This window comes from Hyphococcus sp. D3-15 (assembly GCF_055809375.1).
This window is the reverse complement of the sequence record NZ_CM147910.1, coordinates 558,948-574,185: the sequence shown is the minus strand read 5'-3', so window position 1 is coordinate 574,185 and position 15,238 is coordinate 558,948. Positions and strand designations below refer to the sequence as shown.

The following is a 15,238-nucleotide window of genomic DNA, read 5'->3' as shown; positions in this document are numbered from 1 at the left end:
ACACTTAACCCCAGAATGGCGAGATTGGACCATACCTGTATTTGCGTACACAGCAGAGCACGGATATTGTGGTTATGGAATTATTTACCTTGTTTTACTTAACTATGCTTATAAAACAAGGGAGATAGAAATATGCAGCCCACCAAACTAAGCGCTGCCGCCGCTATTGCCGCCGCGCTTTTACTCAGCACGCCCGCTCACGCACAGGGCGGATCCGTTTACACACAGCTCAGCGCCGGCGTGAACATCAAATCGAACCTGCGCACGCCCGAGTTTATGTATGATGACGGCGTCGATACGTTTGACGGCTTTCTGCGCATGAACAGCAAGCCGAGATTCGCAGCAGGTCTCGAAGTCGGCGGCGCCGGAATCGCGAGGCGCTTTCGCGTAGGTCTGTCATATGATTACGCCAGCATGGGACTCGATTCCATCGATATCGTCGGCGCGCTTAACGGCGCCGCAATCGATGAAACGATTGATCTTGACGATTTCGAGCTGGATGATGTTGACCTTGTAACAGGCGCGCATTTCATGCAGGGCCAGGTAGCCGCGAATCTCCTGCCGCGCAACTCTCTGGTCAAAGCCTATGTCGGCGCAGGCGGCGGCGTGGCATTCGCCGACGGCGTGGACACCGGCGTCGCGCTGTCCGGAACGGCCGCCGTAGAATTTCCCATGGGCCAAGGCTTCGCCGGGGGTCTGCGCTATCGCTATATCCGCGCATCGAGTTTGACCGACGAGGTTCTCGATTTCGACTATGAGCCGGCGAGTTTGCACCTCATCTCGTTCACGCTTTCACTGAGTAACGAATAGGCGCGCCGCCAGCCGTGCGCTCAACACCGCCGCCCGGTCGCGCAAGGGAAGCGCGCCGGGCGCTGGCGGCGCAAATCCGCGAGCGCGGAGCCAGCCATTGGCGCGGCGCAGCGCCGCTTCCGCGTCAGAGGCTTCGCTGCGCCAGGTGATCGACAGCGAGATCGAAACCTCAGGCCCGACCCGCACCCAATGGGGCGCCTTGACCGGCGCATAAAGCGCATCGCCCGGCGACAGGGCGAAAATATCTGCGCCGTCTTCGAATTCATCGCGGTAAGGCAGGTTGCGATGGGCGCCGGCGCGATGAAAAGCTTCATGCTGTTCATCGCTGACGGTCGCGCGCGCCGGAAAAATCCTGAACGTCTTGGCGCCGGCGATCTGCATCAAAATATTGTGTTCCGGGTCCATGTGAAACGGCGTCACCGCGCCCGGCGAGGAAATGAAGATGAAGCCCGCGCGTTTATGCATGGCCCCGGTCGCCTTCGCCGCAATGGGCGCCAGCGCGTCAAGACAGCCATGCAGGAGCGCCGCATAGTCGGGGTCGCGTTCGATATTTTTAAGCACAAGCCAGGACTTGTTCTCGGCGATGCGGCGAAGGGTTTCCTCCGGGCTGAGCCCGTTCATCGGCGTTCTGTCCGGGTCCTGTCCAATCGGCAGGTCGCCGGAATTATATTCGATGCGATCTGCGGGCAGCGCGCGGGCGAGCGCCATGAGCCTGTCCATGGCGAAGAGCGGATGCGCGGCCAGATGATGGCGCAAGCGAACCGGCGCATCCGGATAGCGGACCGCAAAATCTTCAAGCGTTGCGGGCTCAAACACGCTCATCGCCGGTCCTTTCCACAAGCTTTTGCGGCAGCCGCGCCCGCGCGCCCTCCAGCAACCGGGCGAGGCCAAGCGCGCCGCGCGCCGCGACGCTGCGGCCGCTGACATTAAGGCCGGTGACGACGCGCCGGGCGCGCCACAGCCCGTTGATCATCTGATGATCCGGCGCGGCGCAGCTATCGGCGAAACGGAAATCAGAACGCCCCAGCAGCGCGCGCATCGCTTCAATTTCGATCATCACGCCGGGCGAGAATTTCGCATAGTCAGGGTCATGACAAATCTTCAGCGTGTAGGCGGCGCCGTTACATATCAGCGTCGCCAGCATCGCCACCGGTTTGCCGTCAAGATCGAGGCGCAGAAAATGCAAAGCCTGCGCCGCCGCCATGTCGCGCAGGGTTTCACGAAACCAGGACGCGTCCGCCTCATTCGATTTAAGCGAAGTGCGGCGGCGGCCTTTCCAGCTTTTATCTTCGAGGTTGAGGAAATCTTCCGTCCACTGAGAAAGGTCGTCGCCCGGCGACAGCTCGCGCAAGCGCACCGCGCCAAGTTCCTCCAGGCGCTTGCGCAATCGCGCCAGCTCCTTGCGCTTTTTCTTGCGCACATGCACCACCAGGGTCGCCTCGGCGGAAGCCCCGGCACGCAGCGCGGCGCGCGAAATCGCCCCGGCGTCATAGGCGAGGCGCCGTCCTGCATGGGCCGCCGCGACGCCCGCCCGCATCGCCGGCCCATCGCGTTCGATCCGCGACAGGCGCAAAAAAGCGCGTGCGCCCTCGCCCTCGCATAGCAAGGTGAACAGTCCTTGATAGGCTTCGGTTTCCGCCCCGCGCCGGATCAGTGGCGCGCCGTAATAGCAATGGGGATGGGTCCAGTTGGCCCAATAGGCGACAGGCAGGCGCGCATAAAATCGCCGCTTCGCAACCGGCAGCAATGCAATCAGCGCATCCCCGGACCAGACGCAGGCGAGCTGAACGCCCGGATCTGCAAAGCCTTCAAGCGCGGGGATCAGCGCGCCGGGCGTGTAAAACGGGTTTTCCTCCAGCAGCTCGGCGCAAAGGCTTTCCCATGCCGGGCGCAGGGCGCGCGCCTGCGCCATCGCGACGAAAGCGGCGTGCGCCGCCCCTTGCGATTCCACTTTTTCTGGCTCTGCTGACAAAACGCCGGTCCCCGAATTCAACAAGGGCCCGGCATGATCGATCCGGCCCCCTATGGCATCATGCATAGTCCGGACCGTTAACTGTGTTTCGGTTTGACGCGGCTCAGCTTGCGCGCATTTCCTGATCGCTCAGCGTGCGCGCCTCATCGACCAGCATGATCGGCACGCCGTCGCGAATGGGAAAAGCCAGCCCGGCTTTTTTGCTGATCAGCTCCCCGGCCTCGCGGTCATAAGTCAGCGCGCCCTTGGTCTGGGGGCAGACAAGGATCTCAAGCAACTTCTTGTCGATTTCCGGCTGTGTCTGCTCTTCGCTCATCGTCCCATCATCCTTTTGCTCATTGCTCTTCGTCTATTGCAATGGCGCGTCATTTTCATCGCCGCCCGCAAGCTCCATCAAGGTGATGAGGCATTGCGCCTGTTCGGCGAGGGTTTTCGCTTCGAGCAGGGCCTGTTTTTCATTGGGCTGAAACGGGCAACCCATGGCGAGCGAAACAATCAGCGACTGCGGCGACGCGTCTGCGGCTTTCTCCCATTCGATTTGCAGGTTTTCAATTTCGAGATAATCGCGCAACGCATCGAGCAGGTCTTCGCGATCCACATCGTCAATCGTCGGGTCTTCGCCCGCATCAATGTCGAAGGCGCTCCAGTCCGGACGGACGAGCCGGTAGGGCGTATCGCTCGCCAGTTCTTCGGCCAGCGCGAAACGCTGCGTGCCGGTCAGGTTGACGATATAGCGCCCGTCGCCGGTCTCTGCGAAAGAGGTGATGCGCCCGGCGCACCCGGCGCCATAGAGACGCGGGCGTTGCGCGCTCTCATCATCCATGGGCTGGATCATCCCGATCAGCCGGTTGCCCGCAAGCGCGGCGTCGACCATGGCGAGATAACGCGGTTCGAATATGTTCAGCGGCAACTGACCGCCCGGCAGCAGCAGCGCGCCGGTGAGCGGAAACAAGGGCAATGTTTCCGGCAATATTTTCGATTTTCCGGGCTTCGCCGCCCTCGTCATAGCCACCGCCGTCTTACGAAAACAGGATTGCCGAAAGGCGCCGGCGCCCGCGCACCGTCGCCGGATGCGCATGGCCCAACGCCTCAAACACAGTCAGAAGTTTTTGCCGCGCCGCCGCGTCATTCCACTCGCGGTCGCGTTCAATGATTTCCAGCAACGCATCCATCGCCGGCTCCATGGCGCCGCCGCCAAGCAATCCGTTAGCGAGCGCGAAGCGCGCTTCAAGATCGTCGGGCGCAGCTTCCGCCGCGGCTTGCAATGCGGCGAGGTCGCCGGTTTCGCCGCCGCTTTCAGCAAGCGCCAGCGCCGCCTTGACGCTCGCAACCGGCGCCTCGTTATGTTTGGCTTCCGGGATCATCGCGAATGTGTCGCGCGCCTGATCCTTGTCGCCAAGCGCCAGATGACACCGCGCAAGCCCGGCAATCGCGGCGAAGTTTTCCGGATCCTGTTGCGCCGCCTGCGCATAAAATTGCGCGGCGGTCGTTGGATCGCCAGCCTCAAGAGCGGCGTCGGCGGCGGCCACAAAGTCCTGGTCCTGACCGCCCATTGCGCCGGCGCCGTCAGCCTGCGGCAGGCGCTCGACAAATTGCTTGATCTCGCTTTCCGGCAACGCGCCCTGAAAGCCGTCCACCGGACGGCCCTGGAAAAACGCATAGACTGTCGGGATCGACTGAATGCGCATTTGCGAGGCGAGCATCTGGTTCTTGTCGATGTCGATCTTGACCAGCCGCACCTTGCCCTTCGCGGCGATGACGGCGCGTTCAAGCATCGGCCCGAGCTGTTTGCAGGGCCCGCACCAGTCCGCCCAGAAATCCACAATGACCGGAACCGTCATCGACGCCGCCAGCACATCGGCCTCAAAGGTCTCGACGGTGGCGTCCTTGATCAGATCCGCATCGCCGGCTTGCCCCGGTCCGTTGCCTATGCCGCTTCCGATAATCTCGCTCATGCCCGTCTCTCGCTCATGCTGGGCGTCGCCGCCCGATGTTTCCGCCCCGCCATTGCGGCGGGCACCCCTTAGATGAGGGCGCGCGCGGCGAAACGCAACCGCCCGGGAGGACCGTTTCAGCTCTCAAACGGTCGCTCGAGGGGGAGGATCAGCGGCTCAAAGCCGCATGCTTTCACGAAATCCACCAGACCGGCCGGGGAAACCGCCGTAGATGCGGTGTTTTCCAGCGGATGAAACCACACCGGATCATGCGCCAGCAGCGCTTCATCGAGGATCACCTGGGTCAGCGCCCGGGCGCTCTCATGGATCAGCGCGAAGGGCGTCACGGCGCCGGGAATGACCCCCATGGTGGCGGTCATCAGCTCCGGCCGGCCAAAAGAGAGCCGGCCCTTCGCGCCAAGGCGCTTGCCCAGCCCCACCAGATCGACCCTGGTCTCGCCAAGCGCCACGGCGAGAAAGAGCGCGCCCTTTTTGTCTTTCAAAAACAGGTTTTTCGAATGCCCGCCGGGCCATTGCCGCTTCAGGTCGCGACCCTCTTCGACGGTGAAAAACGCCTCATGCTCAACGGTTTTATGCGCGACGCCCAGCCCGTCGAGAAACCCGAACAACGCCGCGCGGTCGACTTGCGGCGGTTCAGCGCCCGCTTGCCCGGCGCCCTCGCCCGTTGCGTTTTTCCCCGCGCCCTGTTGATCGCTCATCGCCGCCTCGTCATCCCGTCAAAGGTCCCCAAAATCCGCGCGCTTTAGCGCTTGCCAAGCGCCCGGCCCTCGTGCATATAGCGGCCCCTGCTGGCCATCAAGGCTGCAGGAATACGTCAGTGAGCGGGCGTAGCTCAGGGGTAGAGCGAAACCTTGCCAAGGTTTAGGTCGTGAGTTCGAATCTCATCGCCCGCTCCAGTTTTCTTCACATCACCCAACACATCGCGCAATGACAGCTATGCGCCCGGCTGGCGATGCATGCGTCCGTTGGGCCTGCGCCGTGAATTTGATTTTCCCGGCGCGCTCTTAGACACCCTCGATCTTGACAGGTTGTATCCTATAGGATACATACACGTCCATGGAAATCCGGGAAACAGATGAGTTTTCAGGCTGGCTCCGCAAGCTGAAAGATCGTCAGGCCCGCGCCAGGATACTCGTTCGCATTGACCGCCTGGAACTCGGAAATCCCGGAGATGTAAGGCCTGTTGGGCAAGGCGTCTCAGAGATGCGCATCCCCTACGGGCCGGGATACCGGGTGTATTACGTTCAACGCGGCGAAACATTGATCGTGCTTCTCGCGGGCGGCGACAAAAGCACTCAGGACACGGATATTAAGACGGCGCTGGCCCTCGCGGAAGAAATTGAATGAAGTGCCTGAAGGCGAAACGAAAGGCGAATCCCATGGCGGTTAAAACCAGTCACTATGATGCAGCGGCATATCTCGAAACCGACGAAGATATCGCCGCCTATCTCGACGCGGTTTTCGAAGACGGCGATCCTGCGCTATTCGCCAAAGCGCTCGGCGCCGTAGCGCGCGCAAAAGGCATGGCGGATATCGCCGAGCAGTCCGGGCTCGGCAGAACCAGCCTTTACAAAGCCCTCTCTGAAGGCGGCAACCCTGAATTCGCCACGGTCATGAAGGTGATGAAAGCCCTCGGCCTGAGCATGAAAGTGGCGACCGCACCGGCTTCATGATCGCGCCGGCGTTCTCCCCAGGCCCTTCATGACGAAAACGACATGTTTTTCCGGCGGAAAATCTACAGATTGCGCGGCGGCGGGCACGGTTAATTAATCACCATTCCCGACAACAGAGTTCGTGATGTGCATTCGCACCGAATGCCGAAATACGGACCTTGTGTTGTGTTGCGTTTGACAAAGACCGCCGCCGGCTTGCCTTCGCTTTTCATGCTCGCCGCGTGCGGCGCCGTGGGAACCGCCGATGACGGCGCCCCCGCCGTGAATGTCGCGCCGAGCGTCGCCAGCGCCAATGCCGACCAGTCGGCCATGGTCGGTTACGCCTTTCAATATGACGCCGCGCAATCTGGCGCGACCTTTACAGACCCCGACAACAGCACGCTGAGTTATTCGGTTTCGTTTTCACCGGCCGGCGCCGGACTAAGCGCCAATGGCGCCGTGATCTCCGGCACGCCCGCCGCCGCAGGCCCGATAACCGTCACCATCACCGCGACAGACAGCGCCGGCGCCTCGGTCAGCGATGCGTTTACGATCGGCGTGACAATCGATCAGGACGCGGTGCTTGCGGCCTTTGGCGGCGCGATCAATCTTTCAAGCCTTGAAAACTACGCGACCCCTGTCGTACCCGCCTACATCACCAAATTCGAAGATGGCGGCAATCCGGTGACCAATGCCGGCGCCACTTTGGGGCGCGTGTTGTTTTACGATTTAAAACTTTCCTCCACCGATACGTTCTCCTGCGCGACCTGCCACAAGCAGGAATTCGCCTTTGGCGACAACGTCAATTACACATTCGGACAACTCTCCGAAGGCGAGCGCCACTCCTCCCGGCTGATCAACACGCAGTATGCGGAGGAAACCAATTTCTTCTGGAACGAGCGGGTTCCAAGCCTCGAAGCACAGGTGACAGAACCAATCCATCAAACCAACGAACTGGCTTTCAGCGGAGAATTCGGCCAGCCGGATTTCGCCGCGCTTGTCGCGAAACTGGAAGCGGTCGAGTATTACAACGAGCTTTTCCGCTTCGTTTTTCTCGATCCGGAAATCACCGAAGCGCGGCTGCAAATCGCCATGGGGCAATTCGTCAAAAGCATCGTCTCGTTTGATTCAAAATGGGATGAAGGGCGCGCCCAGGTCGCCTCGCAAGATGATCCGTTCCCCAATTTCACGCCTGACGAAAACGCCGGCAAGACCCTGTTCACGCGGGCTGTCGCCAGCGGCGGCGCAGGCTGCGCGTCCTGTCACCGGCCGCCGGAATTCGATATCGATCCGGCTGCGGGCCATAACGGCATCGTGACCGTGCTTAATGACACCCATAATTTCGACTATGAGAATACGCGCGCGCCATCCCTGCGCGATCTCGCCGATCGCGACGGCTCCCTGAACGGCCCTTACATGCATGATGGCGAGCAATTCACCTTGCGCTCGGTGATCGATCATTATGACAATATCGAGATTCCAGCCTTCGCCGATCCGGGCGAATTTGTCTCGACGCTGGATGCGCGGCTGCAAACCGGCGGCGTCCCGCAAAATCTCGCCCTGACCGAGCAGGAAAAGAACCAGCTTGAAGCCTATCTCCTGACCCTTGGCGGAACGACGGTGCATACGGATCCGAAATGGTCTTCGCCCTTCCCCGATTAAGCAGCAGTGAAGCCCGGCTTTGCGGGTTTGGCGCCGGTCCGGCGTTAAGGCCTTCTTTACGCCCCCGGGCCGACATTGCATGCGGCGCAACAAAACGAGAGAAAACAAGGCTCTCAGCCGGTTTTCCTGGGCTTTCGCCAAAGCCTCGTTAACCCTCTTCGGCTATTCAGTTTGTCATGGTGCAGAACGTCCCCTCCGCGCGCGCCCAACCGGTGCGGCCAAATCCGCTGAAATCGTTCCAGCAATCGCTGGAGCGTGACGGGATTTCGTTGTGGACGGGGGAGTTTCACGCCAAGCGTTCTGAAAAACATTATGTGCAGCATCTGGTCGAAACCGCCCTGCCGAATGAGCGGTCGCTATGGTGGGGCGTCATCGTCCTCTATTTCAGCTATGGCATTCTCGACGTCCTGACGATCAAGGAAAACCTCGAGGCCGTGCTGATTTTGCGCGCGGCGTTCGGCGTCATCATGATCGGTCTGGCGCTGCTGTCCTTTGCGCCGAAGATCAAACCGCATTTTCCATGGCTGACCGCGTTGAGCCTGTGGCTGTCTGCGCTGGCCGTGATTGCGATGATCGCGATCATCCCGCCTGCGGGCGCGCCGCCTTACATCATCGGCGTCCTCGTCGTCTTCATCGCCTCATCCTGCATGATGCGCATTCCCTTCCGGATGGCCGCGAGCGTTTATATTTCGCTGTCGATCATCTATCTCGCCTTGCTCAATCTCAATCCTGCCTTCTCCGCCACCGACATCATCGCCGGACATTTCTTCATGCTGTCGATCGCGTCCGTCGCCGTCGTGACCAACTACACCCAGGAAATCCGTTCACGGCGGATCTGGCTGCGCGATGAACAGCGCCAGCGCGATGCGGAAATGATTGAAAAACTGCTGATCGAAGCCACTGCGGCCGACCAGTCCAAGATCAACTTCCTGTCGATGATGAGCCATGAATTGCGCACGCCGCTGCACCAGATCATCGGCTATACCGAAGTGGTGACCAATTCCTGCCGCGCCGCCAACGACATGGACGACAATGTCCGCCATCTCAGCGAGATCCACGGCTCGGCTCATGTGCTGCTGTCGCGCATTCAGAAAATGCTGCGTTTCGTCGACGCCACGGCGGGCAAGATGAAATATGAAATCGTCGACACCGCCGTCAGCGAACTGATTGATGTGGCGCTGGAGCGGATGCGGGTCGGCGTCGAGAAGAAATCAATGCATGTGGACATTAGCGGCGTCGCGGAAGGCGTGATCCATATCGACATTGTCCATACCTGCTACGCGCTGAACAATATTATCGAAAACGCGATCAGCGCCTCGCCCGAAGGCTCGACCTTGTGGCTGAGCGGCGCCGAAACGCCGGACGGCGCCTATGAACTCATCATTCGCGACGAAGGCCCGGGCATGAACGAAGAACAGATCGCGCGCGCCTTGAAACCCTTCACCCAAGGGGAAACGGCGCTGGTGCGCTCACGCGAAGGGCTCGGCCTTGGCCTGACCCTCGCGAAACATATCTTTGACGATCAGCGCGCCTCGCTCGCGCTGATGTCCGACGGCGCCTCTGGCACCACGGTCAAGGTCCGGTTCGAGCCGAAACAGGTTCAGGAAAAACCGGCCAAGCAAAAAGCCGCAAGCTAAGGCTTATTAGACGGGCTTTTCGACCACGAGGAAGAACACCGCCTGCATCGGGTCAGACACCACCGACACTTTCGCGCCCGGTATGTCGCTCGCCATCGCCCGCATTTCGTCTTCATCGCGGAAATACAAGGTCCAGTCGGTGATATATTCGAGCGGCCAGATCATGCCGGTCTCGAGATTGTTCACATTGCCGATGATCACCTGGCCGCCCGGCTTTACAAACTCATAGAGCCGCTTGACGAAACGCTGCGCCAGCAGGGGGTTGAGGTAATCCACGAAGCCTGAGGAATAGATCACGTCATTATTGACGAAGATCGCATTATCCGGCGACGGACGAAGCATTTCGCGGAAGCTGATATTGAGGCCGGACGCATCGAGACGCTCGCGGTCTTTCATCGTTGAAATGCGTTCAAAGGCGAAGTTCAGCGCCGCAGGCTCCTGATCGACGAGATTGATCCGCCAGCGCACATCGTCCGGCGTTTCATCGAGAATGTCTTCAAGCTCGCGCGCCGGCCCGCAGCCGACGCTGGTGATGACGAATTCCGATCCTTCGCCGGCGGCGCGCTCGCCATGGCGTTTGTTGGCGTATTCGGCGATCAGCTTGGCCACCATCTCCATCCGGGTGATGATCGGCCGCGACGCGCTCATGCCCAGCAGGTGCAGGAACTTCTGCGCAACCGTTTCGCCTTCCGGGCGCTGCTCATAGCCGTAATTCATGATCTTGTAGTCGCCGGGATAACCGGCCGGCTTGTAATAGCAGCGCGCCCAGCCCGGACCGTTCAGCAGCATCTGGGACACAGTGCGCTCGGTATAGGTCTTGTAGCCGATGCGCTGTTGCTTGTCGTCGTGGATCTCGCCGGTCAGACGATTGCCGCGCTGAACCAGGTCTAGCCATCCGGCTTCCGACGCGGTCGCCAGCTCGCGCGCAATGTCGCTGCGCTCTTCATCGCTCAATTTGTCTTCGATCGGCGCAACATATTTCTGTATGCGGAGAAGGTAGCCGCCCACATAGGCGGTGATGTCCGCGCAGAAACTCTTATAGGAAATGTCCGGCTCCATGGCCGGGTCCGCGTGCCCGGCGTCGCGCGCGAGCACCGTGGCGTTTTCCCGGATCAGCCAGTCGAGGTCGAAATTATTGGCTTCCAGCTCGAAACCGGCGGTGATGCCGGTGGGGCCGTGCTCGCTGCGCGCCTTGCGCGCCGCGCCGAGAAACAGCTCCTGTCCGTGCTGGGTAAGCCGCAAAATGCCTTTCGCGCCGGGTGAAAGCGCATCCTCGCCGCGTCTGCGGGCGAGCACGCCGGCGCCGCGGGAGGAAATATTCTCAAGTTCGAAGACCTCGTCTTCGAAAATCAGACGGGGGGCGTTTCCGGAAAAAATTTCCGACGCTTCATACCTGTTAGGACGGAAAAATCGCGCTTTTCCCGCTGCGCCAGGCAGATTTTCATAGGTCTTAGACATACGCCACCCAGGTTCATCACCACTCCCCTGACCCAGTGTATGCCTAACAAATCGTAAATAGCAATCGCGACTAAGGGATTTGCACCAGCAATCAAGCCGTTAATCGTGAATTTGATCCGGATACGGGAGGTTAGCGAGGCAATGAAAATCAATCTCAGGCGTCCCTGGTGCGCGAAACGCAGGGTCAGGCGGCGTCGTCTCCGGCCAGCACCTCGCGCTTGCCGGCGTGATTGGCAGCGGAGATAACACCTTCTTCTTCCATCCGTTCGATCAGCGTCGCAGCGCGGTTATAGCCGATTTGCAGGCGGCGCTGGACATAGGAGGTCGAGGCTTTGCGGTCCCGAAGCACCACCGCCACGGCCCGGTCATAGAGCACATCGCCGGATGAGGTGTTGCCGCCGACCTCGAACGGATCGAGCTCGCCGCCCTCTTCGTCACGCATTTCGGTGACTTCCTGAACATAGCTCGGCGCGCCCTGTTTCTTCAGGAAGCTGACGATCTTTTCGACCTCGTCATCGGAAACGAAGGCGCCATGGACCCGGCGCAATCGTCCGCCGCCCGCCATATGGAGCATGTCGCCCTGGCCGAGCAGTTGTTCCGCGCCTTGCTCGCCCAGGATGGTGCGGGAGTCGATTTTCGAGGTGACCTGGAAGGAAATCCGGGTCGGGAAGTTCGCCTTGATCGTGCCGGTGATGACGTCGACCGACGGACGCTGGGTCGCCATGATGAGGTGGATGCCGGCGGCGCGGGCCATCTGCGCCAGGCGCTGGACCATCGCTTCGATGTCCTTGCCGGCGACCATCATCAAGTCAGCCACCTCGTCGATCACGACGACGATGAACGGCATGGGTTCGTATTCGAGTTCTTCGGTTTCATAGACCGCTTCGCCGGACTCTTCGTCATAGCCGGTATGGACGGTGCGCGAGAGCGTCTCGCCGTTTTCTTCAGCTTCGGCGACGCGCTGGTTGAAGCCCTCAATATTCCGTACGCCAACCTTTGACATTTTCCGGTAGCGCTCTTCCATTTCGCGCACAGTCCATTTCAGCGCGACCACCGCCTTGCGCGGATCGGTGACGACCGGCGAGAGCAGATGCGGAATGCCTTCATAGACCGACAGCTCGAGCATCTTCGGATCGATGAGGATGAGTTTGCACTGCTCCGGCGACAAGCGGTACAGCAGTGACAAGATCATGGTGTTGATGCCGACGGACTTGCCCGAGCCGGTGGTGCCGGCGATCAGCAAATGCGGCATGCGCGCAAGGTCGGCGAATGTCGGTTCGCCGCCAATGGATTTGCCCAGCGCCAGCGTCAGGTCGCCGCCGGAATGTTCGTAATCTTCCGCACCCAGCAGCTCGCGCAGCACCACCATTTCGCGGTCCTGGTTCGGCAATTCAATGCCGATGACATTGCGTCCGGGCACCACCGCGACGCGGCAGGCGACGGCGCTCATGGAGCGGGCGATATCGTCGGAAAGACCGATAACACGGGAGGATTTGACCCCTGCGGCGGGCTCAAGTTCGTAAAGCGTGACCACAGGGCCGGGCCGCACATTGATGATTTCGCCGCGCACGCCGAAATCGCCCAGCACGTTTTCAAGCATGCGCGCATTCTGCTCCAGCGCCTCGTCGGAGATCACCGCGCGGCGCGCGCCATTCGGTTTGGCGAGCAGATTGAGCGGCGGCAATTCGTAATCGTCTGCGGAGAAGACGGGCAACATGGGCTGCGCTTCGCGGCGCTCGCGGCGGCTGTCGCGTTTCCTGCCATGCTTGCGAATGATCTTGCGTTTCTTTGAACGCGCGGGCGCGGCCAGAACCGGCTCGCCATCTTCATCATATTCGGTTTCGAGGTCGCCGACGTCTTCATCTTCCTCGTCATATTCTTCGTCTTCGTATTCGTCTTCCTCGTATTCTTCTTCCTCGCCCTCGACTTCTTCACCGGTGATGCGCGCGCGCAAATCAGCGACCATATCGCGCGCCATGTTGACGCTGTCTTCCACCGCCCACCACGCATCGGCGAGACGCTCGCGGGTGAGCCCGCACAAGATCGCATAAGAGACAAGCGCCGCAACGGCGAAGACGCCGCCCATCAGGGCCCGCGCGAAACCGGCGCCAATGAAGGAAAGCAATCCGGCGACGCCGTTGAACAAAACGCCGCCAATCAATCCGCCCGCGCCGACCACATAAGGCCAGTCCGCCGGCACCGGCCAGCTCGCCAGAAACGCCGCGCCCGCCAGCACCGCCGCCGGGGCGACCGCCAGGCGGCACCAGAATTCTGAAGGGTCTCTTCGGGCGCGCCCTGCACCATCGCCATCGCGCCCCAGATCACCAGCGGCGCCGGCAGCAAGAACGCCGCCCCGCCAATAAACTGCAACAGCAGATCCGCGAGGATCGCGCCCAGCGGCCCGCCGAGATTTTGCACGGCGGCGGGCGTTGCCGTGTTGAAGCTCGGATCTGAAATTGTGAAGGTCGCCAGCGCGGCGACGAGCCAGCCCGCTAGCAGGATCATCGCGGCCCCGCCCGCGCGCATCAGCACATTGCGGGAAAACGCCTGAGCCCGTTCGGCGAGCTCAGCGAAAGGATCGCGCCGCCCTCTCGAGCGGGCGCCGGAGCGGGCATAGGTGTGTGTCGAAGACGGCATAAAAACTAGGTCGGATGCTGGTGAAAATGCGTTAACGCCACTGTGCCACGGGTTTTTTTAAAATGGGTTAACGCGCGTTAACGATTTCCCGCCCCCGGGCGATTTTCCGGCTATCGATTTGCCGAATGCATCGTCTCCATCGGGGCCGAGCGCACGCCGATCGTATATTTGAGCGCCGTCCAGATCAGCAGGCTCATCACAAAGCAAAAGCCCGCCGTGGCGAAGGTCCCGAGCAACTGGCCCGGCAGCCAGATCCGCTCGGTCATCCAGAAGGCGACAATCGCCCCCAGGCGCCGCAGAAACAATGCGCGGGAATGACAAAGCCCGCATCATCGAGCCGGAAACGGTCGAGGAAGGGCGGCGTCACCGTGACGATCACCCCGCCAATGGCGCCGATCATCGCCGCCTGCCAGATCGCCGGCGACACCGGGTCGGCGGCGACGGAAATCACCCCCGCCACCGCGCCGGTCATGGTCGAGACCAGCCCTGTGCGTTTGTAAACTGTCTGTGTCAGGATCATTGCGGCGAGCGCCCCGGCTGCGGAAGCGATCATCGCATTGGACACCACCGCCCCGGCGGTCACCGCCGCTTCAACCGAAGATAATGACCCGCCAAGCCCGACGATTAAAAAGACCAGCGCCGCGGTGCTGAGCATCAGGCCGAAAGCCGATAAAGGCAGCGCCGTCGACATTTGCGGGCGGGTGACGCCTTGCCCGAAACGCCCGGGGCGCGGGCCCGCGACGATGACTGCGGCCAGCGCAGCAGAGCCTGCGGACAGATGCACCGCCGCCGCGCCGCCAAAATCGCGGAAACTCCATTCATCGGCAAAGTAACCGCCGCCCCAGACCCAGCTCGCGGCGATGGGATAAATCAGCCCCGACCAGATCGCGGCGAAAAACAGGAACGGCCACAGGCGCACGCGTTCCGACACCGCCGAAGACACGATCACTGCGCCAAGCGCCGCCAGCGTCATATGGAAGAACCAGTGCGCGCCGGATGCATAGCCGACCGCGCCGGGATCTTCATCCGCCGGCGCCCAGCTTTGAAACGGTCCGAGAAACCCGCCCGGTTCAATCGAGAACAGCAAATGATAGCCGCTGATCCAGAACGCAAAGACAGAGACCGCCAGCGCGCCGAATGTGCGCAGACAAACCTGCGGCGCGTTCTGGGTGCGCGACAGGCCGATATCGCGCAGGGCGAAACCGGCGATGGCGACCAGTCCGGCAATCCCCGCCGCGATCAACAGCGAACTGTCGAGGACATAGCGCGTCACATCGCTCGCCGCCGACATATCCTGCGCGGCGGCGGGAGACGCCAATCCAGCACAGCTCACCACTGCAATAAGAGCAGGCTTCCAAAATTTTGCAGCGCTGGCGGTCATGCCTTTACCTTCTCATCCGCTCTTCCCCGCGAAAGCGGGGATCCAGAAACCATTTTATCGGCGCCCGACTGAGG

Annotated in this window: 15 protein-coding genes, 1 tRNA gene and 1 pseudogene; 6 read left to right on the top strand and 11 right to left on the bottom strand. The window is 61.2% G+C overall.

The genetic code is table 11. The annotated features are described in order from the left end of the window. Positions 1-132 precede the first annotated feature (132 nt). Complete coding sequence (locus tag AC0L8G_RS02990) at positions 133-810, top strand: hypothetical protein (RefSeq protein ID WP_473386646.1); 678 nt, start codon at positions 133-135, stop codon at positions 808-810. Here AC0L8G_RS02990 and AC0L8G_RS02985 read toward each other — a convergent pair. From AC0L8G_RS02985 to AC0L8G_RS02960, 6 genes are all read right to left on the bottom strand, one after another. Next, positions 793-1,632: a cupin-like domain-containing protein gene (locus tag AC0L8G_RS02985; RefSeq protein ID WP_473386645.1), complete on the bottom strand. Its 840-nt coding sequence runs from the start codon at positions 1,630-1,632 to the stop codon at positions 793-795. The two genes, AC0L8G_RS02990 and AC0L8G_RS02985, sit on opposite strands and share 18 nt — an antisense overlap. Continuing rightward, positions 1,619-2,782 carry a GNAT family N-acetyltransferase gene (locus AC0L8G_RS02980; protein WP_473386643.1) on the bottom strand — a complete coding sequence of 388 codons (1,164 nt, stop codon included), beginning with the start codon at positions 2,780-2,782 and terminating at the stop codon, positions 1,619-1,621. Before AC0L8G_RS02980 ends, AC0L8G_RS02985 begins: the two co-directional genes overlap by 14 nt. 103 nt (positions 2,783-2,885) lie before the next feature. Further along, positions 2,886-3,098 carry a Trm112 family protein gene (locus AC0L8G_RS02975; RefSeq protein WP_473386642.1) on the bottom strand — a complete coding sequence of 71 codons (213 nt, stop codon included), beginning with the start codon at positions 3,096-3,098 and terminating at the stop codon, positions 2,886-2,888. Between the two features lie 33 nt (positions 3,099-3,131). Continuing rightward, entirely contained in the window at positions 3,132-3,788 is a 657-nt protein-coding gene (locus AC0L8G_RS02970; RefSeq protein WP_473386641.1) for an LON peptidase substrate-binding domain-containing protein, read from the bottom strand. Positions 3,789-3,801: 13 nt separating this feature from the next. Beyond that, on the bottom strand, positions 3,802-4,728 hold the full coding sequence (locus tag AC0L8G_RS02965) for a tetratricopeptide repeat protein (protein ID WP_473388791.1): 927 nt from the start codon (positions 4,726-4,728) through the stop codon (positions 3,802-3,804). Between the two features lie 125 nt (positions 4,729-4,853). Further along, on the bottom strand, positions 4,854-5,435 hold the full coding sequence (locus AC0L8G_RS02960) for a prolyl-tRNA synthetase associated domain-containing protein (RefSeq protein WP_473386639.1): 582 nt from the start codon (positions 5,433-5,435) through the stop codon (positions 4,854-4,856). 123 nt (positions 5,436-5,558) lie between these two features. Here AC0L8G_RS02960 and AC0L8G_RS02955 point away from each other — a divergent pair. From AC0L8G_RS02955 to AC0L8G_RS02935, 5 genes are all read left to right on the top strand, one after another. Further along, positions 5,559-5,633, top strand: a tRNA-Gly gene (locus tag AC0L8G_RS02955). Between the two features lie 160 nt (positions 5,634-5,793). Beyond that, positions 5,794-6,084, top strand: coding sequence for a type II toxin-antitoxin system RelE/ParE family toxin (locus tag AC0L8G_RS02950; protein ID WP_473386638.1), 291 nt, complete (start codon positions 5,794-5,796; stop codon positions 6,082-6,084). 32 nt (positions 6,085-6,116) lie between these two features. Next, positions 6,117-6,410: an addiction module antidote protein gene (locus AC0L8G_RS02945; protein ID WP_473386636.1), complete on the top strand. Its 294-nt coding sequence runs from the start codon at positions 6,117-6,119 to the stop codon at positions 6,408-6,410. Positions 6,411-6,575: 165 nt separating this feature from the next. Next, positions 6,576-8,051: a cytochrome c peroxidase gene (locus AC0L8G_RS02940; protein ID WP_473386634.1), complete on the top strand. Its 1,476-nt coding sequence runs from the start codon at positions 6,576-6,578 to the stop codon at positions 8,049-8,051. A 176-nt stretch (positions 8,052-8,227) separates the two neighbouring features. Then, a complete protein-coding gene (locus AC0L8G_RS02935; RefSeq protein WP_473386632.1) occupies positions 8,228-9,688 on the top strand; it encodes a sensor histidine kinase in 1,461 nt (486 codons plus the stop codon). A 6-nt stretch (positions 9,689-9,694) separates the two neighbouring features. Here AC0L8G_RS02935 and AC0L8G_RS02930 read toward each other — a convergent pair whose 3' ends face one another. The 5 genes and pseudogenes from AC0L8G_RS02930 to AC0L8G_RS02910 form a co-directional block, all read right to left on the bottom strand. Then, positions 9,695-11,146: a class I SAM-dependent methyltransferase gene (locus tag AC0L8G_RS02930; RefSeq protein WP_473386630.1), complete on the bottom strand. Its 1,452-nt coding sequence runs from the start codon at positions 11,144-11,146 to the stop codon at positions 9,695-9,697. Between the two features lie 184 nt (positions 11,147-11,330). After that, positions 11,331-13,043 (bottom strand): annotated as a pseudogene (locus tag AC0L8G_RS02925) (DNA translocase FtsK); the annotation flags it as partial. Between the two features lie 260 nt (positions 13,044-13,303). After that, the gene (locus AC0L8G_RS02920; protein ID WP_473386628.1) at positions 13,304-13,783 is read right to left on the bottom strand and encodes a DNA translocase FtsK 4TM domain-containing protein; all 480 of its coding nucleotides are present in this window, start codon (positions 13,781-13,783) and stop codon (positions 13,304-13,306) included. A 110-nt stretch (positions 13,784-13,893) separates the two neighbouring features. Beyond that, on the bottom strand, positions 13,894-14,049 hold the full coding sequence (locus AC0L8G_RS02915; protein WP_473386626.1) for a hypothetical protein: 156 nt from the start codon (positions 14,047-14,049) through the stop codon (positions 13,894-13,896). Next, entirely contained in the window at positions 14,046-15,164 is a 1,119-nt protein-coding gene (locus tag AC0L8G_RS02910) for an ammonium transporter family protein (RefSeq protein WP_473386624.1), read from the bottom strand. Before AC0L8G_RS02910 ends, AC0L8G_RS02915 begins: the two co-directional genes overlap by 4 nt. Positions 15,165-15,238: the final 74 nt, after the last annotated feature.

What these genes read in the sequence shown, in the direction of transcription:
- AC0L8G_RS02920 (WP_473386628.1), bottom strand. Translation starts at nt 13,783, where the DNA reads ATGCCGTCTTCGACACACACCTATGCCCGCTCCGGCGCCCGCTCGAGA.
- AC0L8G_RS02945 (WP_473386636.1), top strand. Translation starts at nt 6,117, where the DNA reads ATGGCGGTTAAAACCAGTCACTATGATGCAGCGGCATATCTCGAAACC.
- AC0L8G_RS02975 (WP_473386642.1), bottom strand. Translation starts at nt 3,098, where the DNA reads ATGAGCGAAGAGCAGACACAGCCGGAAATCGACAAGAAGTTGCTTGAG.
- AC0L8G_RS02930 (WP_473386630.1), bottom strand. Translation starts at nt 11,146, where the DNA reads ATGTCTAAGACCTATGAAAATCTGCCTGGCGCAGCGGGAAAAGCGCGA.
- AC0L8G_RS02915 (WP_473386626.1), bottom strand. Translation starts at nt 14,049, where the DNA reads ATGACCGAGCGGATCTGGCTGCCGGGCCAGTTGCTCGGGACCTTCGCC.
- AC0L8G_RS02910 (WP_473386624.1), bottom strand. Translation starts at nt 15,164, where the DNA reads ATGACCGCCAGCGCTGCAAAATTTTGGAAGCCTGCTCTTATTGCAGTG.
- AC0L8G_RS02935 (WP_473386632.1), top strand. Translation starts at nt 8,228, where the DNA reads ATGGTGCAGAACGTCCCCTCCGCGCGCGCCCAACCGGTGCGGCCAAAT.
- AC0L8G_RS02950 (WP_473386638.1), top strand. Translation starts at nt 5,794, where the DNA reads ATGGAAATCCGGGAAACAGATGAGTTTTCAGGCTGGCTCCGCAAGCTG.
- AC0L8G_RS02985 (WP_473386645.1), bottom strand. Translation starts at nt 1,632, where the DNA reads ATGAGCGTGTTTGAGCCCGCAACGCTTGAAGATTTTGCGGTCCGCTAT.
- AC0L8G_RS02970 (WP_473386641.1), bottom strand. Translation starts at nt 3,788, where the DNA reads ATGACGAGGGCGGCGAAGCCCGGAAAATCGAAAATATTGCCGGAAACA.
- AC0L8G_RS02990 (WP_473386646.1), top strand. Translation starts at nt 133, where the DNA reads ATGCAGCCCACCAAACTAAGCGCTGCCGCCGCTATTGCCGCCGCGCTT.
- AC0L8G_RS02960 (WP_473386639.1), bottom strand. Translation starts at nt 5,435, where the DNA reads ATGAGCGATCAACAGGGCGCGGGGAAAAACGCAACGGGCGAGGGCGCC.